Source organism: Anaerostipes sp. Marseille-Q3525 (assembly GCF_018223505.1).
Lineage (GTDB): Bacteria > Bacillota > Clostridia > Lachnospirales > Lachnospiraceae > Anaerostipes > Anaerostipes amylophilus.
Genome location: NZ_JAGTTT010000030.1, coordinates 1 through 21,961 on the forward strand (window position 1 = coordinate 1; position 21,961 = coordinate 21,961).

Annotated in this window: 20 protein-coding genes; 18 read left to right on the forward strand and 2 right to left on the reverse strand. The window is 37.8% G+C overall.

Features of this window, described 5'->3' with window-relative positions:
- Positions 1–447: 447 nt before the first annotated feature.
- The 4 genes from KE503_RS12095 (at position 448) to KE503_RS12110 (ending at position 3,880) form a co-directional block, all read left to right on the forward strand.
- On the forward strand, positions 448–597 hold the full coding sequence (locus KE503_RS12095) for an SHOCT domain-containing protein (protein WP_055073067.1): 150 nt from the start codon (positions 448–450) through the stop codon (positions 595–597).
- Between the two features lie 57 nt (positions 598–654).
- Entirely contained in the window at positions 655–2,508 is a 1,854-nt protein-coding gene (locus KE503_RS12100; protein ID WP_249183057.1) for a recombinase family protein, read from the forward strand.
- The gene (locus KE503_RS12105; RefSeq protein ID WP_249183058.1) at positions 2,396–3,292 is read left to right on the forward strand and encodes a Na+/H+ antiporter NhaC family protein; all 897 of its coding nucleotides are present in this window, start codon (positions 2,396–2,398) and stop codon (positions 3,290–3,292) included. Before KE503_RS12100 ends, KE503_RS12105 begins: the two co-directional genes overlap by 113 nt.
- 243 nt (positions 3,293–3,535) lie before the next feature.
- Positions 3,536–3,880 (forward strand): GntR family transcriptional regulator, encoded by a 345-nt coding sequence (locus tag KE503_RS12110; RefSeq protein WP_055196992.1) that lies wholly within the window; start codon positions 3,536–3,538, stop codon positions 3,878–3,880.
- A gap of 242 nt (positions 3,881–4,122) precedes the next feature.
- Here KE503_RS12110 and sstT read toward each other — a convergent pair whose 3' ends face one another.
- Entirely contained in the window at positions 4,123–5,361 is a 1,239-nt protein-coding gene (gene sstT / locus KE503_RS12115; RefSeq protein ID WP_212385384.1) for a serine/threonine transporter SstT, read from the reverse strand.
- Positions 5,362–5,648: 287 nt separating this feature from the next.
- Between sstT and trpS the strand changes: the two genes are divergently transcribed.
- On the forward strand, positions 5,649–6,707 hold the full coding sequence (trpS, locus tag KE503_RS12120) for a tryptophan--tRNA ligase (RefSeq protein ID WP_022374185.1): 1,059 nt from the start codon (positions 5,649–5,651) through the stop codon (positions 6,705–6,707).
- 217 nt (positions 6,708–6,924) lie between these two features.
- Complete coding sequence (locus tag KE503_RS12125) at positions 6,925–8,043, forward strand: 5-methyltetrahydropteroyltriglutamate--homocysteine S-methyltransferase (protein WP_212385385.1); 1,119 nt, start codon at positions 6,925–6,927, stop codon at positions 8,041–8,043.
- Between the two features lie 115 nt (positions 8,044–8,158).
- Here KE503_RS12125 and truA read toward each other — a convergent pair whose 3' ends face one another.
- Positions 8,159–8,905, reverse strand: coding sequence for a tRNA pseudouridine(38-40) synthase TruA (gene truA / locus KE503_RS12130; RefSeq protein WP_117944969.1), 747 nt, complete (start codon positions 8,903–8,905; stop codon positions 8,159–8,161).
- Between the two features lie 399 nt (positions 8,906–9,304).
- Between truA and KE503_RS12135 the strand changes: the two genes are divergently transcribed.
- From KE503_RS12135 to KE503_RS12190, 12 genes are read left to right on the forward strand one after another with little or no spacing between them, the layout of a single operon-like run.
- Complete coding sequence (locus tag KE503_RS12135) at positions 9,305–10,066, forward strand: nucleotide-binding protein (RefSeq protein WP_212385386.1); 762 nt, start codon at positions 9,305–9,307, stop codon at positions 10,064–10,066.
- Positions 10,063–11,343, forward strand: a complete 1,281-nt coding sequence (locus tag KE503_RS12140; RefSeq protein ID WP_022375454.1) for a nitrogenase component 1 — start codon at positions 10,063–10,065, stop codon at positions 11,341–11,343. The genes KE503_RS12135 and KE503_RS12140 overlap by 4 nt, the downstream gene beginning before the upstream one ends.
- 1 nt (position 11,344) lies before the next feature.
- Positions 11,345–12,403 (forward strand): nitrogenase component 1, encoded by a 1,059-nt coding sequence (locus KE503_RS12145; RefSeq protein WP_212385387.1) that lies wholly within the window; start codon positions 11,345–11,347, stop codon positions 12,401–12,403.
- A gap of 37 nt (positions 12,404–12,440) precedes the next feature.
- Positions 12,441–14,759: a carbamoyltransferase HypF gene (gene hypF / locus KE503_RS12150; protein WP_055197204.1), complete on the forward strand. Its 2,319-nt coding sequence runs from the start codon at positions 12,441–12,443 to the stop codon at positions 14,757–14,759.
- Between the two features lie 2 nt (positions 14,760–14,761).
- Entirely contained in the window at positions 14,762–14,974 is a 213-nt protein-coding gene (locus KE503_RS12155; protein WP_022375457.1) for a HypC/HybG/HupF family hydrogenase formation chaperone, read from the forward strand.
- Positions 14,971–15,999 carry a hydrogenase formation protein HypD gene (gene hypD, locus KE503_RS12160; RefSeq protein ID WP_212385388.1) on the forward strand — a complete coding sequence of 343 codons (1,029 nt, stop codon included), beginning with the start codon at positions 14,971–14,973 and terminating at the stop codon, positions 15,997–15,999. The genes KE503_RS12155 and hypD overlap by 4 nt, the downstream gene beginning before the upstream one ends.
- A 49-nt stretch (positions 16,000–16,048) precedes the next feature.
- Entirely contained in the window at positions 16,049–17,056 is a 1,008-nt protein-coding gene (gene hypE, locus KE503_RS12165) for a hydrogenase expression/formation protein HypE (protein WP_022375459.1), read from the forward strand.
- A gap of 17 nt (positions 17,057–17,073) precedes the next feature.
- Positions 17,074–17,835, forward strand: a complete 762-nt coding sequence (locus KE503_RS12170) for a nitrogenase iron protein NifH (protein ID WP_022375460.1) — start codon at positions 17,074–17,076, stop codon at positions 17,833–17,835.
- On the forward strand, positions 17,835–19,172 hold the full coding sequence (locus tag KE503_RS12175) for a nitrogenase component 1 (RefSeq protein WP_212385389.1): 1,338 nt from the start codon (positions 17,835–17,837) through the stop codon (positions 19,170–19,172). Before KE503_RS12170 ends, KE503_RS12175 begins: the two co-directional genes overlap by 1 nt.
- The gene (locus KE503_RS12180; RefSeq protein WP_212385390.1) at positions 19,169–20,278 is read left to right on the forward strand and encodes a nitrogenase component 1; all 1,110 of its coding nucleotides are present in this window, start codon (positions 19,169–19,171) and stop codon (positions 20,276–20,278) included. Before KE503_RS12175 ends, KE503_RS12180 begins: the two co-directional genes overlap by 4 nt.
- Positions 20,279–20,311: 33 nt before the next feature.
- Positions 20,312–21,685 (forward strand): aldehyde dehydrogenase, encoded by a 1,374-nt coding sequence (locus tag KE503_RS12185; protein ID WP_212385394.1) that lies wholly within the window; start codon positions 20,312–20,314, stop codon positions 21,683–21,685.
- 17 nt (positions 21,686–21,702) lie between these two features.
- Positions 21,703–21,957, forward strand: coding sequence for a hypothetical protein (locus tag KE503_RS12190; RefSeq protein ID WP_022375464.1), 255 nt, complete (start codon positions 21,703–21,705; stop codon positions 21,955–21,957).
- Positions 21,958–21,961: the final 4 nt, after the last annotated feature.

Below are 21,961 nucleotides of genomic sequence, written 5' to 3' on the forward strand. Positions count from 1 at the left end.
AGCCAATATAACACAGATAAAGAGAAAAATAAAACAAAAAATGGAACAATTAATTTCTTTAAAAAATACGTTGAAAAACCGAACATATAGGTAAATCAGATCGAGATATATGTAGAAGGGAAAAATTCCCTTAATGGTACATTGATAACTAAATATAATCCTACAAGACGTGTAAGGCAACAAAGCCCTTCAATGGATACGCCATGATGATGAATTATTCATTTGATTTACTTTGCGCCACGGTGGCGCAAAGTTGAAGAAGATAAATCGGAGCGGATAAATATCTGATTGTAAAAAGAAAATGGAAAATCTTTGGCGAAGATGTTGCCTTTAAATAATGATACTTCTGATACAGATCAGTCCATAGAGATGGTGAGATTCCAATGCGGTCCTGGTTCCAGGGATGCTTGTAGGATTAATATTCTATTTATAGGAAGGAACTGATTTATGGAAGAAGATGAAATATTAAAATATAGCATGCAAATAGCTATGTTAAAACAATTATTAAGAAAAGAATTAATTAATGAAAAGGAGTATGAAAAGATAAAAAAGAAATTAATGGAAGAGTATAAAATTGTGTCAGATTTAGTTATTTGACGTGAAAAATTGTGTTCGTTAAAATGTGTAGCATTATAATATGTCAAAGGATAAAAAATGGAAATCAAATTTATAAAAGGAAATAAAGTAGCTTTAGGAGCTTTTCGTAAAACAGTTCGTAAATTGAGAGTTGCCGCATATTGTAGAGTTAGCACAGACAGTGAAGATCAAATCAAAAGTTATAATTCTATGATAAAGTACTATACAGATTTAATTGAAAAAAATGATGAGTGGGAATTTGTTGGGATTTATGCGGATAAAGCAATCACAGGAACGAATGTAAAAAAAAGAAATGATTTTAAAAGATTAATAGAAGATTGTACAAATGGCGAAATCGATATGATTATAACGAAAAGTATACCAAGATTTGCAAGAAATACATTAGACACATTGAAATATGTCAGAATGTTAAAAGAAATGAACGTGGCAGTTTATTTTGAAGTTGAAAAAATTAATACGTTAAAAGACGGCGAATTTTTGACAACAATTTTAAGTTCTGTAGCACAACAAGAAGTAGAAAATACCTCTGCATATGTGAAAAAAGGACTTAAGATGAAAATGAAAAGAGGTGAAATGGTAGGATCCCATCGTTGTTTTGGATATGAGGTTGATAAAGAAACAAGGCAGCTAAAAATTGTAGAAGAAGAAGCAACAGCGGTAAGGTATATTTTCAATAGATATTTAGAAGGGGCAGGAGGAAGAGTGATCGCTAATGAACTAAATAAAAAAGGAATTTTTACGATAAACAATGTTGAATGGTCAGCACCAACCGTTCTAGGTATCATAAAAAATGAGAAATATAAAGGGGACATGTTGCAAGGGAAGACTTTTACGATTGATCCTATTTCAAAACGAAGATTACATAATAATGGAGAGGAAGATAAATATTATGTAATAGACCATCATGAACCGATTGTTTCAAAAGAAATTTTTGATAAAGCACAGAAATTACGTAAGGCTAAAAGTACAAAGAAACTTGCTAATGGAACAGATCAAGTTGTAATCAATAGAAGATATGCATTTAGTTCTATGCTAAAATGTGGTTATTGCGGAAAAAATTTAGTAAGAAAGCAATGGCACAGTAATTCAAAATATTCTAAAGCAGTATGGTATTGTTCAGAACCATGTAGGAAGGGAGTGAAATATTGTCCAAATGCAAAAGCAATTTCTGAAAGTGTTTTAGAAGAAGCTTTTGTAGAATCTTATAATAGGTTATGTGATAATAAGCAAGATGTCTTAGAAGATTTATTAGCAAAAATAAAAACAATTTTAAAAAAAGAAAAAATAGAAGAGGCAATTAAACAGACAGATGAATCAATTCAAAAGATTAAGGTGCGAAGAAATAAATTATTAAATGAATATTTGAATGGAACAATACCCCAAGATATTTATGAAGAAAATGAAAGATTATTAAAAACTACTTTATTAAATAAAAAGAATGAGTTAAAATATCTTAAGAAACAATTAGATGAAAAAGATAATATTTCTAACAGAATTAGTGAATTTAGAAAGAATATAATGAACAATCCGATTCTGGAAGAATTTGATAGAGTTGTTTTTGAAAGTATAGTTGAAAAAGCCATTGTAGGTGGTTTTGATGAAAATGGTAATAAAGATCCATATAAGATTACTTTTATATATAAAACAGGAATACAGGATGAAATAAAAGAAGCTAAAAAAAAATTTGTAGCTAAAGCATATGAACAAAAGGAAAAAGATACAGAAATGTATTCTTTTAGTAGTAACGACCAGAACAATATGTGTACAAATGATAATGGCAACATCGATAGGAACATCCATGGGAACGATTGCAGCAATGGCACCGATCGCGATCAATGTGGCACAGGGAGCACACTTAAATGTTGCAATCGTTGGTGCAGCAGTGATCGGAGGTTCTTATTTTGGAGATAACCTTTCTATGATTTCAGATACAACAATTTCGGCGGCAGAAGGATGCGGTTCTGAGATGAAAGATAAGTTTAAGATGAACTTCTTTATCGCACTGCCAGCTGCGATCGTGGCAATGATCCTTTATTCAGTCATCGGCGGTACTGGAAGTGGAGCGATCAAGGCAGGAAGCTATAATATCATAGAAGTTTTTCCTTATCTTATCGTTCTTGGAGCAGCATTGATGGGAATTAACGTTGCGGTTGTACTTTTTGTTGGAATTCTTTCTGCAGGAATTATCGGACTGTGTGTTGGAAGTTGTGGATTCTTTGACTGGATTCAGGCAATTGGAAATGGTATGAGTGATATGTTCAGTATCAGTATGGTTGCAATTTTAGTATCTGCTATTATTGGACTTGTCCGTGAATATGGCGGTGTTGAATGGCTGGTAGAAGCAATCAGTGATAAGATCAAGAGCAGACGTGGTGCAGAATACGGAATCGGTCTAATGTCCGGAATCCTTTCTGCAGCAATGGTCAATAATACGATCGCCATTATTGTAACATGTCCGATCGCAAAAGAAATCGGTGCAAAATATAAGATCGCACCAAAAAGACTTGCCAGTCTGGTAGATATCTTTGCCTGCGCATTTATCTCATTAATGCCACATGACGGAGGAATGCTGATGATCACAGCACTTGCCAATGTTTCTCCACTTAGTGTGCTGAAATATTCATTTTATATGTTCGGACTGATCATTGCTACTTGTGTGACGATACAGTTTGGATTGATGGATGGGAAAAATTAAGTTGAAAATACAGTAGTGCGTCGAGTATAAATAGACACAGAAATATAGATAGGAGTACGAAAAACGAATTCCATTGACGGCTTTTTTGCAGGTCGCTGATTCGCAAACTTTCCTTCGGTAACTCATCCGCTACGCGGATTCAAACAACCGACCAAGTTTGCTGCGAACCTGAAAAAAGCCTATGGAATTCTATCATTTCGTACTCCTATCTATATTTCTGTGTCTATTTATACCTGAAGATACGTGTTTTTCAAGATCATAATCAACATATCATCTCTGGTTCCAATCTACGAGCAGATCATAGATCAGATCAAAACAATGATCCGTAAGGGAGACCTAAAGCAAAATGACCAGCTGCCATCGGTTCGTGCATTGTCAAAGGAATTAAAGATCAGTGTCTTAACGGTAAAGAAAGCTTACAATGAACTAGAAAGAGAAGGCTTTACAGTAACAGTTCATGGAAAAGGAAGCTATGTGACAGCAGCAAACACAGAGTTGATGATGGAAGAACAGAGAAAAGAAGTAGAACAAGACTTAGAACAGGCAATCTTTCTTCCATTTCAATTAAAATACGAAGGAGAGATATGAAAATCCAATTCCCATCAGCAGTCACTCATACCTACAGCTTACCAATAAACAAAATTTAAATATATAAAAAATAGATTGTTTCCCTTGGACCATATGAGCTCGTCGGCACTTAATGAGCAGTGACGATTTATCGTCGCTGTCGAATTTAGTGTCCGCTACGTGCGAATCTGAACGAGAGTGAGTCCAAGGGAAACAATCTATTTTTTATATATTTCGACAAATTTTATTTATTCGTAAGTTTTTTATTTATTCGGAATCAATACAATATCTTCCCCAGCTTTTCTTCTCTGATATAATTCAGCAGTCGCTGTAAGCAGTACATCAGAAGAAGAGTTTAAGCAAGTTTCAACAGAATCCTGTACAACTCCGATGATGAATCCAACACCAACAACCTGCATAGCAATCTCATTTGAGATACCAAATAAAGAACATGCAAGAGGGATTAACAGTAAAGATCCACCGGCAACACCAGAAGCACCACATGCAGAAACTGCAGATAAGACACTTAAGATGATTGCTGTAGGAATATCAACGGAAATTCCCATTGTATGTGCAGCTGCAAGCGTCATAACTGTGATCGTGATCGCTGCGCCATCCATGTTGATCGTAGAACCAAGAGGGATAGATACAGAATAGTTATCCTCATTTAATCCAAGTTCCTCACAAAGAGCCATATTCATAGGAATATTGGCAGCAGAACTTCTAGTAAAGAATGCTGTTAAACCACTTTCTTTTAAACATTTTAAGATCAGTGGGTATGGGTTTTTGCGAAGTAAGCCAAATACTATGATTGGATTCGTCACAAATACAGTAAATAACATACATCCAACTAATAAAGCTAATAATTTACCATAATCAGTAAAGATACTTAAACCATTTGTAGATACTGTGTTATATACAAGACCAAGAATACCGAATGGAGCACAGTTGATGATCCAGTGTACAGCTTTTGTAACTGCCGCAGAGATATCGTGAAGCGCTTTCTTTGTTCCAGGAGTTGCAGCTTTTAATGCAAGTCCAAAAACGACAGCCCATGCAAGGATACCGATGTAGTTTGCATTTACAAGGGAATCAACAGGGTTTGATACGATGTTCATTAATAAATTCTTTAATACTTCTAAAACACCGGTTGGAGGAGCAGCTTCGGATGTAGCAGCTTTTCCAAGACGTAATGTAATTGGGAAGAGAAAACTTCCGCATACTGCAACAACGGCACCGATAAATGTTGTTACCATATAAAGGATGATAACGATACGCATATTTTTTGCACCGTTGTTCTTAGAGTTTGCTAAAGAAGCAATAACAAGTACAAATACAAGAATTGGGGCCACAGCACGAAGGGCACCAACGAATAAATCTCCAAGTAAAACAAGTCCAGTTGCTTTTGGAGCAGCTATACCAAGAATAGCACCAATGATCAGACCGATTAAGATTCTTACGATCAGACTTAAGCTATTCCATTTTTGTAATAGGTTTTTCATTTTAAAATTTCCTTCTTTCCTTATTTTTATATTTTCAAGATGTTTTATGTCATATTTTCTTGAAAATAAAGAATCAATCTTGTCCATTATATGTGCTTTTTACTCTGGAGTCAATAGAAAATGTCTTTTTTACAAAAATAAATGTCTTTCTGATACGGACACACAGAGAATCTTTTCACAATGAAATATTGACACTTTAAGCATTTAATTTTACAATAAAGCATAAGAGTATAGATTGTAAGAAAAGAGATACAAGATCTATACGGAAAGCGGAAAAGGAGAAGACAATGAAACAGGTTATATTAACAGGAGACAGACCAACAGGACGACTGCATGTTGGACATTACGTAGGGTCATTAAAAGAACGAGTAAGATTGCAGAATTCCGGTAAATTTGACGAGATTTATATTATGATTGCTGATGCTCAGGCATTGACAGATAACGCAGAACATCCAGAGAAAGTAAGACAGAATATCATGCAGGTAGCACTTGATTATCTTGCATGTGGACTAGATCCAGAGAAAGTTAATATCTTTATCCAGTCTATGGTGCCAGAACTTACAGAATTATCTTTTTATTATATGAACTTAGTAACAGTTGCTAGAGTACAGAGAAACCCAACAGTGAAAACAGAGATCAAGCAGAAGAACTTTGAAGCAAGTATCCCAGTTGGATTTTTCACATATCCGATCAGCCAGGCTGCAGATATCACAGCATTTAGGGCAACGGTTGTACCAGCTGGAGAAGACCAGATGCCAATGGTAGAACAGTGTAAAGAAATCGTGCATAAATTTAATTCTGTATATGGAGAAACACTGACAGATCCACAGATCGTGCTTCCGGATAATAAAGCATGTTTAAGACTTCCAGGTATTGACGGAAAGGCAAAGATGAGTAAATCTCTTGGAAACTGTATTTACTTATCAGACGAACCAAACGAGATTAAGAAGAAAGTTATGTCTATGTTTACAGATCCAAACCATTTAAGAGTGGAAGATCCAGGACAGGTAGAGGGAAATCCGGTATTTATCTATTTAGATGCATTTTGTAAACCAGAATATTTTGATGAATTCTTACCGGACTACAAAAATTTAGATGAATTAAAAGCTCACTATCAGCGTGGAGGACTTGGAGACGTGAAAGTGAAGAAGTTCTTAAATAAAGTACTTCAGGCAGAATTAGAACCAATCCGTGAGAGAAGAAAGATGTGGGAAGCAAAACTTCCAGAAGTTGCGGAAATTCTTCAGCAAGGAACCAAAGTTGCAAGAGCGAAGGCACAGGATACAATGAAAGATGTGCGTCATGCAATGAGAATCGATTATTTTAATGAGGAAGGATTATTTTAATTAATCTTAGATATAATATTGAAAGTAAAGTATGGTAAAAGAGCCTGTATGTCTATTAGATATGCAGGTTTTTTCCTATTTACTTAATGTCTGAGAATTTCTTTGCTATAACTTAAAGATATGGCAAACCGTTAAATATATATATTTTAAAAAATGATTTTGTGATGATATACTCTGTGTATAGCTTAAAAACAAGGCAAACAAAGGAGAACATCAGATGAGTAAATTAAAAGAGCCATTTCGATATGATTATGTAGGAAGCTTTTTAAGAACAGAAGAATTAAAGAAAGCAACAACACAATATAAAGAAAGTAAGATCACAAAAGAAGTATATGATAACATAGTAAATGAAGAAATCGCAAAATTAGTAGCAAAACAAAAAGAATTAGGTTATCATGTGATCACGGATGGAGAATTTCGAAGAACTTATTGGCATTTGGATTTTATGTGGGGATTTGAAGGCGTAGCACATGAACAGACAGGAAGTGGAGTACAGTTCGATGGAGAATTAGCTTCTTTAGAAGACACGTATCTGGTAGGGAAGATCAAAGCGAAAAAGCATCCATTTGTGGAGTATTTTAAATACTTAAAGCAGTTTGAAGATGAAAATACAATTGCAAAATATACAATTCCTGCACCAGCACAGATGTTTCAGCAAATGATCGTTCCAACAAACATTGAAACGACAAGAAAATATTATGCGACAAATGAAGAACTGATTCAGGATCTTGGGGTTGCATATCAGGATGTGATCAAACAGTTTTATGAAGCAGGATGCCGTAATCTTCAGTTAGATGACTGTACTTGGGGAGCAATTGTGGGAGATGCTGCAAAACAAAGATATAAAGCATTAGGAATTGATCTTGAAGATGTGAAGAAACAGCTGCTTACAGTGAACAACCTTGCATTAGAAGGAAGACCAGAAGATATGGTAATTACGTCACATATCTGTCGTGGAAATTATCATTCTACATTCTTCACAAGTGGTCCGTATGATACAGTTGCAGACTATGTATTTGCAAAAGAAAATGTGGATGCACTTTTCCTTGAATATGATGATGAAAGATCTGGAGGTTTTGCGCCACTTAAGAAAGTATCCGAAGACAAGAAAGTTGTTCTTGGACTGATCACAACAAAGAAACCAGATCTTGAAGATAAAGAAAAAGTGATCAACAGAATTAAACAGGCAACAAAATATATTCCACTGGAACGATTATGCTTAAGTCCACAGTGTGGTTTTGCTTCCTGCGCAATTGGTAATAAATTAACAGAAGAAGAACAGTGGGCAAAATTAAAATTAGTGAAAGAAATTGCAGAGGAAGTCTGGGGAGAATAAAATTTTTGCACTCAAATAAGTAGTGTGTTTGCAAAAAAGATAAGATAAAAATGAAACAAGGAGGTACTGTTTATAAGCAGCAAACCTCCCTGTTTTATTTTTGTATAAACCAATATTAATATTCTACAGATACCAAAAATAACCCTTGAGGTGGAGCGGTAATCCCAGCATCGGCGCGTTTCGTAGATTCCAAAGCCTTTGTAATATCTGCAGGTTTGATCTTTCCACATCCAACTTCAACTAAAGTTCCAGTAAGAATTCGGACCATGTTATGCAGGAATCCATTTCCCGTATAAGTAATCTGGATTTCTTTTTTCGTCTTCTTGATCTTGATATCATAAATCGTACGAATCGTAGATTTTTTTGTCTTTTTAATAGAAGAAAATCCCTTAAAATTATGAGTTCCGATGAGCAAAGATGCAGCTTCTTCCATTTTTTTAACATCCAAAGTTTCTGGGAAATACCAAAGATATTTACGTTCAAAAACATTCGATACCCCAGGAATCGCAATACGGTAAAGGTAAGTTTTTTCTTTTGCATTTAAACGACTGTGAAAACGTTCGGAAGCTTCAGAAACTTCAACAATACCAATATCTGATGGTAGATATTTTGTAAGATACTCTTTGATATCACCAAGAGACATCATACAGTTTGTATGGAAATTAGCCACTTGTCCATAAGCATGAACACCTGCATCGGTACGACCAGAACCATTAATATTGACATCTTCTCCAGTCATTTTTGATAGGACAGCTTCAAGCTTTCCCTGAATTGTATTGGCACTAGAATCACCACCAAGTCGCTGCCATCCTTGATAACGAGAACCATCGTATTCGATTGTTAATCTGATATTACGTTTCATATATGTATAAATCCTTTCGTTGCAAAGATATTGTTGTTATAAAACAGATTTATTATAACGAAAAAAATAAAAGGTGGCAATAAAATTCTGACTCATACTACGGAGTTTATATTGACGAAAACCATTAGTAAATGATAAAATTAAAACATCTAATCCATACATCTGCAAAGCATTTGGTGGAGAAGATAAAACCGTAATTTATTAGAACAATTTTAATATAGATAAATAAGAAAACTCTGACGGCAAGGATGATCCAAGCAGGAATAGTTACGAAATAAGGATTTATAGAACCATTTTTCTGACATTTTGCCGGAGAGATGGTTCTTATTTTATAGGAAAATTCTATAAAGCAAGAAGCCGTCCGAGTAGGATTTTTTCTTATTATAATAGGAGGATAACATGTTAAAAGTAGCAATCTATGGAAAGGGTGGTATTGGAAAGTCCACAGTAACATCCAATCTCGCGGCAGCTTTTGCCAGTATGGGAAAACGTGTCATTCAGATCGGTTGTGATCCAAAAGCCGATTCTACGATCAATTTACTAGGAGGAGAGCCGCTTCGTCCAGTGATGAATTTTATGAGAGAAGAAGATGAAGAACCAGATGAGCTTGCACAGATTTCAAAGGTAGGTTATGGAGGAATTCTTTGTATTGAGACAGGTGGACCAACACCGGGGCTTGGATGTGCAGGACGTGGAATCATTGCAACATTCCAGCTGCTTAAAGATATGGAATTATTTGAAAATTATAAACCGGATGTTGTTTTGTATGATGTCTTAGGGGATGTTGTCTGTGGAGGATTTGCGGCGCCGATCCGTGAGGGATATGCGGATAAGGTTTTGATCGTTACATCTGGAGAGAAGATGGCATTATATGCGGCCAATAATATTTCCAGTGCAGTCAGAAACTTTGAGGACCGAAGCTATGCCAAGGTGTTTGGTATTGTGTTAAATCACAGAAATGTAGAAAATGAGAAAGAAAAAGTACAGACATTTTCAGATAAGATCGGGGTGCCGATCGTAGGTGAAGTCATGAGAAGTGATGACATTATCCATTGGGAAGAACAGGGTAAGACAGTGATCGAAGGTGATCCGACATCCGAGATCAGCAAATGTTTCTTTGATCTTGCCGAATTATTATGGAAGGAAGAGGAAAAAGAATGAAGCAGGAAGCATATTTTTGTACGGTAAAAGAGCTAAATGAATTAGGAAAAGAACAGATTCCTGACCAGTTGATTTCCCATACACATTTAATCTATAGTTCTCCGGCAACATTGGCATTCAACTCTCCAGGAGCAGAAGGATTTGGTGTTAAACGTGCAGGGCTTGCGGTTCCGGATTCAATTATGCTGATCGTATCTCCAGGGTGTTGTGGACGTAATACATCCGTGCTTAGTTCCATGAGAGCTTATCATGACCGTTTTTATTATCTATTGATGGATGAGACGGATATTGTAACGGGAAGACATTTAAAAAAGATTCCAAAAGCAGTTGCAGAAATCTGTGAGGGACTTGAGAAGAAGCCATCTGTTGTGATGATCTGTATTACATGTGTGGATGCATTGCTTGGAACGGATATGGAGCGTGTCTGTCGTAAAGCAGAGGAATATGCCAAAATTCCTGTTAAGCCATGCTATATGTATGCTCTGACAAGAGAAGGAAGAAAGCCGCCAATGGTGCATGTTCGTCAGTCTATTTATTCACTCTTGGAACCAAAGAAGAAAAAAGGAAATGTAGTGAATTTATTAGGTTATTTTTCACCGATCATTGATGATTGTGAGCTATATGATCTGCTTCATGGAGCAGGGGTAAAGACAATCCATGAGATTTCCAGATGTAAAGATTACGAGGAATATCAGACGATGGCGGAAGCAAACTTTAATCTGGTATTACATCCGGAAGCACGTTTTGCAGCCGAAGACTTTCATGATCGATTAAAAATTCCATATATCGAGCTGCGAAGACTCTATCAGATCGATAAGATCGGCAGTCAGTATCGTGCATTTGGAGCGGCATTAGGTATCGAGTTTGATGATGAAAAACCACGAAAAGAAGCCGAAGATGCAGTCGCAAAATTTAAAGAAGCTCATCCGGATGCATCATTTGCGGTCGGAGAATGGATGAATGGAGATCCATTTGAACTTGCACTTGCACTGGTACGTTATGGATTTCGTGTGCCAGAGATTTATGGAACATTATCTGGAGAAAACTTTATCTATGTAAAACAGTTAGCACAGATCAGTCCGGAAACAAAAGTTTTTTCAAATCTGGAACCAACGATGCTTTATTATGATGGAAAAGACTCTGGTGTTAATATGACCATAGGAAAAGATGCAGGATATTATCACAAAGAATGTCCAAATGTACTCTGGAACGAAGAACGACAGCCATTTGGATATGCAGGTGTACGCAGACTATTTGAGGAATTGATGGAGGTGTAACATGAGAGGACTAAGAAAATATCTGACACCATTTGCACCAGATCAGTCAGGAGCGGTGTCTGTATTATATGAATTTGGTGGAATTATCGCCATTTGCGATGCTGGTGGTTGTACCGGAAATATCTGTGGATTTGATGAGCCACGATGGTTTGAGAGTAAAAGTGCATTATTTAGTGCGGGACTTCGTGACATGGACGCAATCCTTGGACGTGATGATAAGTTGGTAGCGAAACTTGCGGATGCAGTGACAAAATTGGATGCAAAGTTTGCAGCGATCATCGGGACACCAGTTCCAGCAGTGATCGGAACAGATTACCATGCGTTAAAACGTATGACAGAGAAAAAAGTAGATCTTCCGATCATGACTGTGGATACAGATGGAATGGCATTGTATGATGAGGGTGAAGAAAAGGCATGGATGGAGTTATTTCTTACATTTGCAGGTCAAAAAGAAGAAGTGGTAAAGGATCGAATCGGTATTCTTGGAATGACCCCACAGGATGTCAGTGATCTGCATGCAGCAGACCGTATCAGAGAACATTTTGCAAAAGAAGGGAAAACAGCGGTTTGTTATGGGATGGGAAATGGACTTGATGATGTAAAATCAGTTTCTAATGTAGAAAAAAATATTGTTGTATCGCCAGCTGCCATAAAAGCAGCTCAGTATTTGGAACGAACGTATGGGACACCATATGAAATGGGTTATCCACTAGTCGATGAACTGGTTTGTGATATGGATTATCATGGAAAAAAGATACTGATCGTACAACAGCAGGTGATCGGATGTGCAATTCGTGAAGAAATATTAAAAAAAGCACCCGATGCACAAGTAACAGTTGCAAGCTGGTTTATGATGAAACCAGAACTTCGCAAAGACACGGATCTGCATTTACGTGATGAAGATGATTATATCAATCTTGTGGAAAAGGAAGCGTATGATGTCATTTATGCAGATCCATGTATGAAACGAATGACACCAAAATTTGACGGAAATTTTATTGATACAATACATTTTGCAGTATCAGGGCATTTGGCAGAGGCAAGAGGATTAGAAGATTAGCACGATACGATAGGAGAAAAGAGTGTATAAAAGTGAAATGACATGGCGCATTCGCGTATATGGTATTGTTCAGGGTGTTGGATTTAGACCAACAGTCAGCCGTCAAGCGACAGCACATGGAATTTATGGAACGGTCTGTAATAAGGGACCATATGTGGAAATTTATGCGCAAGGTAAAAAAGAGAAGATCGAAGGATTTTTAAATGGATTAAAAGAAAATCCACCAAAACGAGCAGCTATTTTGAAAATAAATATAGAAGACATTACGGAAGAGAACGAACTGCATTTTGAAACATTTGATATCATTGAGAGTGAAAAAACAAAAGGAGAAATCTTTGTTTCCCCAGATATCGCAATCTGTGATGAATGTAAAAAAGAGTTGTTTGATCCAAAAGACAGACGATATCTGCATCCATTTATCAACTGCACCTGTTGCGGTCCAAGGCTTACGATTCTGGATGCACTGCCATATGACAGAGAACGTACAAGTATGAAAGAATTTCCGATGTGCCCAGAGTGCGCAAAGGAATACACAGACGAGAAATCCAGACGTTTTGATGCACAGCCGGTGTGCTGTAATGAATGCGGACCAGAAGTCTATTTGATCGGCAGAAAAGAACGAGGACGAGATGCAATTATATATACACGAAAGATGATCAGTGAAGGAAAGATCGTAGCGATCAAAGGAATCGGAGGTTTTCATCTGTGCTGTGATGCGACAAATGAAGAAGCAGTCAAACGTCTGAGAATCTTAAAGAAACGCCCGGCAAAGCCATTTGCAGTGATGGCGAAAGATGAAAAAGTTGTGAAACAGGAATGTGTCGTGACAAAGGAACAGGAAGCAATTCTTACAGGACATCAAAAACCAATCTTGTTATTAGATAAAGAAAATGATGGGAAATTAGCATCTTCCGTAGCACCAGGGAATCCAAAAGTTGGTGTGATGCTTCCATATGCACCAGTACAGTTATTGATCTTTCAATACGATGATGAAATCAAAATGCCAGAACTTTTGGTCATGACCAGTGGAAATACTTCTGGTGCACCAATCTGCCGTGAGGACGACGAAGCGATTTCTGAATTATCCAATTTATGTGATGCAATGTTGTCGCATAACCGAAAGATTAGAATTCGTTCCGATGATACGGTTATGGATTTTTACAAAAATGAACCATATATGATCCGTCGATCCAGAGGTTATGCACCATTGCCATTTATGACATCCACGGATTGGAAAGGCCAGGTGCTGGCGGTTGGCGGCGAATTAAAGAATACATTTTGTATCGGCGTGGACAGCAGATTTTATCAGTCACCATATGTAGGGGATTTAGAAGATTTAAGAACCGTAAAAGCATTGCAAGAAACGATCCATCGTTTTCAAACATTGTTGGAAGTAGAACCACAGGCTGTAGTCTGTGATCTGCATCCAAAATACAATTCTACGGTTGTGGCAGAAGAGCTAGGCTATCCGATTATCCGAGTGCAGCATCATTATGCACATATCTTATCCTGTATGACAGAAAATGACTGTGAAGATCCAGTTATTGGAGTTTCATTTGATGGAACCGGATATGGAACAGACGGCACGATCTGGGGTGGAGAAATCTTGCTTGCAGATTATGAAAGCTTTGAAAGATTTGGAAGTATCACTCCATTTTTACAGATTGGTGGAGATGCTTCTGCAAAAGAAGGATGGCGTATTGCGGTATCCATGATCTATGGTTATACGAAAGACCGCAAAAAAGCATGGGAGATCATAGAGAAACTTGGTCTTTGTAGCGAACAGGAAAGCAAAGTTCAGTTTACTATGGCAGATCGTAAGATCAATGCGGTAGTTTCAACAAGCGTTGGACGACTGTTTGATGCAGTCAGTGCGATCCTTGGAATCAGATTGAAATCAGGGTTTGAAGGAGAAGCATCGACAGCGTTACAGTTTGCAGCAGAAGCATATGAACAACAAAATATTTTACAGGAACAAAATGAATTAGTAGATATATTAATATATGAAACAGAAGAACGGTTGATCTTAAATACAAAGATGCTTGTAGAAAAGATCACAGAAGCAAAACTACAAGGGGAAGACAGCAACAAACTTGCATATCTGTTTCATGAGATATTAGCGCAACAGATTACCGCCGCTTGTATCAAAGCAAAAGAAAAAAGCGGCAGAGATAAGGTAGCCCTGAGCGGTGGAGTATTCCAAAACCGTTTATTGCTGCGTTTGACAGAAGAACAATTGGCACAGGAAGGATTTACCGTATTGCGACATCGTATGATTCCACCAAATGATGGAGGAATCGCGATCGGACAGGCGGCATATGGAATGTATCAGTTACAAAATAATAGGAGGATATAATAATGTGTGTAGGTTTATCAGCGAAAGTAGTAAAAATAAATAATGGAACAGCAGTGATCGATGCAGACGGGGCTAAAAGAGAGATTTCTGCCCAATTGTTAGAAGATTTAGAACCAGGGGATTATGTTATGGTTCATGCAGGTGTAGCAATTGCAAAGATCACGGATGAAGATGATAACGAGACAGAAGAGTTAATGGAGGAATTCTTATCATGAAAACAGCCAGAGAGATCATAGAAACTTATGATGGTCCGAAAGTGCGGATCATGGAGGTGTGCGGAACGCATACACACGAGATTTTCAGGCTTGGAATCCGTAAACTTCTTCCCAAACAGGTAGAACTGATTTCAGGACCGGGCTGTCCAGTTTGTGTCACACCAGTTAGTTTTATCGATGAGGCGATATACCTTGCATTAGAAAAAGATGTAACGATCTGTACATTTGGCGATCTGGTACGAGTACCTGGAACAAAGATGAGTCTTGCAGGAGCCAGAGAACAAGGCGCGAAGATTCATGTCGTGTATTCACCAGCAGATGCTGAAAAATATGCTAAAGAACATAGTGAAGAACAGGTGACATTTTTATCTGTTGGATTTGAAACAACAACACCAGCAGGATGTCTTTCTGTCAAGGCAGCCAGAGAAGATCATCTTGATAATTATTCTATTTTGGTTGCAAACAAAACGATGCCTCAAGCTTATGAAAAATTAAAGAACAGTGCCGATGTATTTTTATATCCGGGACATGTTAATGCGATCACAGGAACACGTCTGTGTGAAGACTTGACCAAAGAAGGAATCAGCGGAGTTGTGGCTGGATTTACAGCAAAAGAATTGTTAACAGCACTGGCGGTTTCACTCGTAAAATTCCAGGAAGGAAAGCCATTTTTTGTAAACTGCTATCCACGTGTGGTAACACGGGATGGAAGCAAGGAAGCTCAGGTACTTGTCGATGAGATGATGGAAGCATGTGACTGTGAATGGAGAGGACTTGGTATTATCCCTAAATCCGGAATGAAATTAAGAAAAGATTGGCAGGATTTCGATGCAAGGATCAAATACCAGATGCCAAAGATCGAAGGAAAACCAAACCCAGCATGTCGTTGTGGGGATGTACTTCAGGGAAAATGCAAACCATCTGATTGCAAAGTATTTGGAAAAGGTTGTACACCACAGCATCCAGTCGGAGCCTGTATGGTATCTGGAGAGGGAGCCTGTTCTGCATACTATCAGTATTCATAATTGTACAAAGAATTACCAGCGTTTAAATAGGAAAGAAGGAAAAAACAACATGGAAAATAAAACAGTAACGATGGCACATGGTGCCGGTGGAAAACAGACATCTGAATTGATCGATGAAGTATTTAAAGCACATTTTGCAAATGATGATCTGACAGCAGATGATGCAGCAGTCTTAGTCCCACCAGCAGGAAAAATGGCAGTATCAACCGATGGATTTATCGTATCACCAGCATTTTTCCCAGGAGGAAATATCGGGAAACTTTCTATCTGTGGAACTGTAAATGACCTTGCATGTATGGGAGCTAAACCATTGTACCTTACCTGTGCTTTTGTGATCGAAGAAGGATATCCAATGGAGAAACTTGAAGAGATCGCTACAGCGATGGAAAAAACAGCAAAAGAAGCCGGAGTGCATATCGTATCAGGAGATACAAAAGTTGCAGGAAAAGGACAGGTTGATGGAGTCTTTATCACAACGACTGGAATGGGCCAGATCGAAGAAGGTGTGACAGTCGGTGGAGAACTGGCAAAACCGGGAGACGCGATCATTGTAACAGGTGATATCGGACGACATGGATGTACAATCTTGTTAGAGAGAGAAGATTTTGGAATTGACGCAGATGTGACGAGCGATTGTGCACCTTTATGGAATACAGTCAAAGCAGTGATGGATACAACACATGATTTGCATGTTATCCGCGATGCGACAAGAGGTGGTGTAGGAACTGTCTTATATGAGATCGCAGGCCAGAGCAATGTAGGAATCCGTTTAAATGCAGAAGCGGTTCCAGTACAGCCAGAAGTAAAAGGAGTTTGCGGCATGCTTGGATTAGAACCATTATATCTGGCATGTGAAGGAAGACTTGTTATCATGGCATCAAAGAAAGAGGCAGAAGCAATCGTGGAAACATTGAAAAAATGTCCATATTCAGCAAATGCAGCAATCATTGGTGAAGTTATGGAAGAAGAAGCTGGAAGAGTTATCATGGAGACAGAGATCGGTACACAGGCATTACTTCCACAGCCGGGAGGAGAGCTTTTACCTAGAATCTGTTAAATAGGAGGAAGATGTAAGTGATCAGGATAGCAGTATATGGAAAAGGTGGAATTGGAAAATCAACGACCGTTTCCAATGTGGCAGCAGCATTGTCAGAAATGGGACTTAAGGTCATGCAGATCGGCTGTGATCCAAAAGCGGATTCTACGATATTACTCTGTCATGGAGAAGCTGTTCCGGCAGTGCTTGATCTATATAATAGGAAAAAACAGGCATTGAAACTTGATGATATGATACGCATTGGTTATAACGGCGTGATCTGTGTGGAAGCTGGAGGACCGACACCGGGACTTGGATGTGCCGGGCGTGGGATCATCACGGCTCTTGAAAAATTAAAAGAGCTTGGTGCATATGATGTATACAAGCCAGATGTGGTTTTATACGATGTATTAGGAGATGTCGTATGCGGCGGATTTTCCATGCCGATGCGAGGCGGTTACGCAGATAAAGTATTTATCATTACATCCGGAGAAAATATGGCAATTCATGCAGCAGCCAATATAGCCATGGCAGTGGATAACTTCAAAAATCGTGGATATGCTGAACTTGGAGGCCTTATTCTAAATCGCAGAGACGTTCCTAGAGAAGAAGAAAAAGTAGAAGAGCTGGCAGATGATTTTCAAACAACAATTGTTGGCACATTATCACATAGTGAGCAGGTAATCTTAGCAGAGGAACAGAAAAAAACATTGCTGGAGTGTTATCCAGAAAGTGAAATGGCAGAGGAATATCGTGTGCTTGCAAGGCAGATATATCGCATATGCGGGGAGGGAATCTAATGTTACGTCGTGTAGGTGAAACCATTGATCCAAAAGATGCGATGGTAAAAATAAAAGATGCATCATTCCCAGCTCCGTTTGCTTCAGAACTTGAATATAATTCTCCAGTGCACGGGAACTGGAATATCGTACACACAGGAATGCAACTTCCAGAATCCATTCAGATCTATGTCTGTGCAGATAACTGTATGCGAGGTGTCGTCCTCACTGCAGCGGAAATGAATGCAGCAGACCGTTTTTCCTTTGTGATCGTAGAGGAGCAAAATATCTTAAATGGGAATCTGGAAGATATTACCATCGAAGGTGTGACAGATGTATTAAAGAAACGAGACGATCATCCCAAAGCTGTTTTACTCTTTACGGTTTGCCTTCACCATTTTGTTGGAAGTAATCTTGACTATATTTATAGCGAATTAGAGAAACGTTTCCCTGATATCTGTTTTATTCGCTGCTATATGGACCCAATCATGCAAAAACATGGATTAACTCCAGATCAGAAGCTTCGAAAAGCAATGTATGATCCTCTTATAGAGTGTAAACCATATGATAAAACAGTATCTGTATTGGGAAGTGATTTTGCTCTGGATGAAAGCAGCGATATTAAACGTTTATTAAAGAAATATAATTATAGAATATTTGAGTTGCCAAAATGTAAAAATTGGCAGGATATAATGGAAATGAGCAAGGGAAAACTGTTTATAAACTGCTACCCAGCTGGAAAATACGGAATGGAGACACAGGCAAGGCGTCTTGGACGCGAGTGCTTGTATCTTCCTGGAAGTTTTGATTATGATGAAATAGAAGAACAGTTAAAGAAGCTTACAGATACTCTTGGTTTACCAGAACTTACAGAAGATGAACGAAAACAAGAAAGACAATCATGTGAACAAGCACTTGCCAAAGCAAAAGATTTGATCAAAGATATGCCGATCACATTGGATTATCTATACCATCCAAGACCTCTTGGACTGGCAAAATTGCTCATTACCCATGGTTTTTGTGTAAAATCAGTCTATCTGGATGCGATCAATCCAGAAGAAAAGGACGATTTTATCTGGCTTCAAAAACATGCACCAGAACTTGAGCTCATTGCAACGATCCAAGTAAAGATGCGTGTATTGCCAAGAGGCGGCAGTGAAGAAGTACTTGCGATCGGACAGAAAGCCGCATATTTTAGCAAAAGCCGTCATTTTGTCAATCTTGTACAGGGAGAAGGATTATATGGATTTGATGGAATCAGACGAACGGCCGAACTTATGATGGGTGCATATCTTAAGGAAAAAGATACACAAAAATTAGTAATACAAAAGGGATGGGGGTGCGAGTGCTGCTTATGAGACAATCTTATCGAATTATACCGATTTATACAGCTGACGTGTCAGGCGTGTGTTCTGCATTGTATGAATTAGGTGGCATGACAGTGATGCACGATCCTTCTGGATGCAACTCCACCTACAATACTCATGATGAACTTCGCTGGTACGATCAGGATAGCTTGATTTTTATTTCTGGTCTGACGGAAATCGATGCGATCATGGGAAATGATCAAAAATTTATTGATGATATTGAGCATGCAGCCAAACAACTGCATCCAAAATTTATCGCATTAGCAGGTTCACCAATTCCATTTATGAATGGAACAGATTTCCCTGCAATTGCCCATGTGATCGAGGCAGAAACCGGGATTCCAACATTTTCAGTGCCAACGAATGGCATGAATGATTATGTGTATGGAGCAGGGATCGCATTGGAAGAAATCGCAAAACGTTTTGTAAAAGATCCAGAGAAACAAGATCAAAAAGATTCTACTTCAAAAGCTGTAAATCTGTTAGGAGTAACCCCTCTTGATTTTGGGCCACAGGAAAATGTAGAAATATTAAAACAAAATCTGCAAAAATGCGGATGGGAAGTGATGTCCTCATGGGCAATGGGAGATGACTTAGAAACACTGCAAAGATCAGCACAAGCAGCTGTAAATTTAGTTGTATCAGCAGTGGGGCTTCGTGCAGCAAAGATTCTTTGGAAAACATACAAAATTCCTTATGTGATTGGGACACCAAATGAATGGTTGACAGAAGATATTTGTAATGCATTGGAGCTTGCAGTTACAAAGAAGGAAAATCAAAAAGCTGTATATTTACAAAAACGTATGCCAAAGGAAGCCAAGATCACTCTGATCGGAGAGCCTGTCACTATGGGATCACTTGCAGCAGGGATTGAAAAACACTATGGACACTCAACGCGTGTGCTATGCCCATTAAAAGAATGTGAAGCTTTGATTGGAGAGAAGGATAAAGTAGTACTTGGAGAAGAAGCAATGGAAGAAGAACTGAAAAACGCAAAGATCATTGTGGCAGATCCACTGTATAAGCCAATCTGTCCAAAGAATAGCACATTTTATGAACTTGCTCATGTAGCATTTTCAGGAAGAATCTATTTTTAAATGATAAGTGTATTTACAAATATACAGAAAACCATGGAGATCAATCAGATGTTAAAAAGACAAGAACATTTTTTTCAAAGCCAAAAGACAAAGGATTATGAATTTCGAAAGAAAGCACTTTTACGTCTGGAATATGCAATCAAAAAACATGAAAAAGAAATCGAACATGCATTGTATAAAGATTTAGGAAAATCATGCTTTGAGTCCTATATGACAGAGATTGGTATGGTAAAAAGTGAACTTTCTTATATAAAGAAAAATCTGAAAAGATGGATGAAACCAGAACAGGTAAAAACACCACTTGCCCAGTTCCCATCCAAAAGTTTTAAGATCAAAGAACCCCTTGGAAAGGTTCTGATCATTGCACCATGGAATTATCCAATTCTTTTATCCCTGCAACCACTCATTGGAGCGATTGCTGCAGGAAATTGCAGTGTCTTAAAGCCATCGGAACATGCACCGCATTGTGCGAATCTTTTAAAGAAGATGATTGGTGAAGTTTTTCCATCTCATTACGTTGCTGTGATCAATGGAGGTGTAGAGATCAGTGAAAAACTTCTGGAACAGTCATTTGATCATATTTTCTATACTGGAGGAGAACAAGTCGGCAAGATCGTGATGGAAAAAGCATCGAAACATTTAACACCGGTAACCTTAGAATTGGGTGGAAAAAGTCCTTGTATCGTAGAAGAAAGTGCAGATATCAAACTGGCAGCAAAGCGAATTGTTTTTGGAAAATTTCTAAACAGTGGGCAGACATGTGTTGCACCAGATTATATTTTGGTAGATAAAAAAGCAGAAAGTGAGCTGATCTTTTACTTAAAATACTGGATCAACAAAATGATCGGGAAACATCCTTTGTCTAATAAGGATTATCCATCTATGATCAACACAAGACATTATCAGCGGATCATGGATCTTATGAAACATGAAAAAATCGTAGAAGGCGGTTATGGCGATATGAGATTAAAAAAGATCGCACCAACGATTCTTGTGAATGTAAAAGAAAAATCAAATGTTATGCAGGAAGAAATTTTTGGACCAATACTTCCAGTGATGACATATGACAAATTAGCAGATGCGATCATTTATATCAGAGATCATAAGAAACCGTTGGCATTGTATTTATTTACAGAAAATGATAAAGTAGAACAAGATGTACTTTCACAGTTGTCTTTTGGCGGCGGCTGTATCAATGATACGATCATCCACCTTGCAACTCCATATCTAGGATTTGGAGGAGTTTCTAACAGCGGAATGGGAATTTATCACGGAAAGAAAAGCTTTGATACTTTTACACATGAAAAAAGCATCATAAAAAAATCAGACAAGATCGACATTCCAATCCGCTATATGCCATATAACAAAGCCAAAGAACAATTGATGAAGTTTTTTCTGAAATTATAAGATAAGGAGCAACTTTTATGGAATTTACAAACGTATTACCAGGAGTCAAACTGGTAAAACAAAATGAAGCAGGAAATGAAGAAGAACTTTTTCTTTCACAAAATGATCATGTGATCGTAAAGACATTAAATGGAAGAGAAATCAAAGGTATTTTTATGCAGATTGAATTTGCAAGATGTCTGGAAGAAGATGATATTGTGCATGTGCATAAAGACAATGGGGAAAATGAAGGAATCCCATTTGATACGATCGATGATATTATTAAGGGTTAAGAAA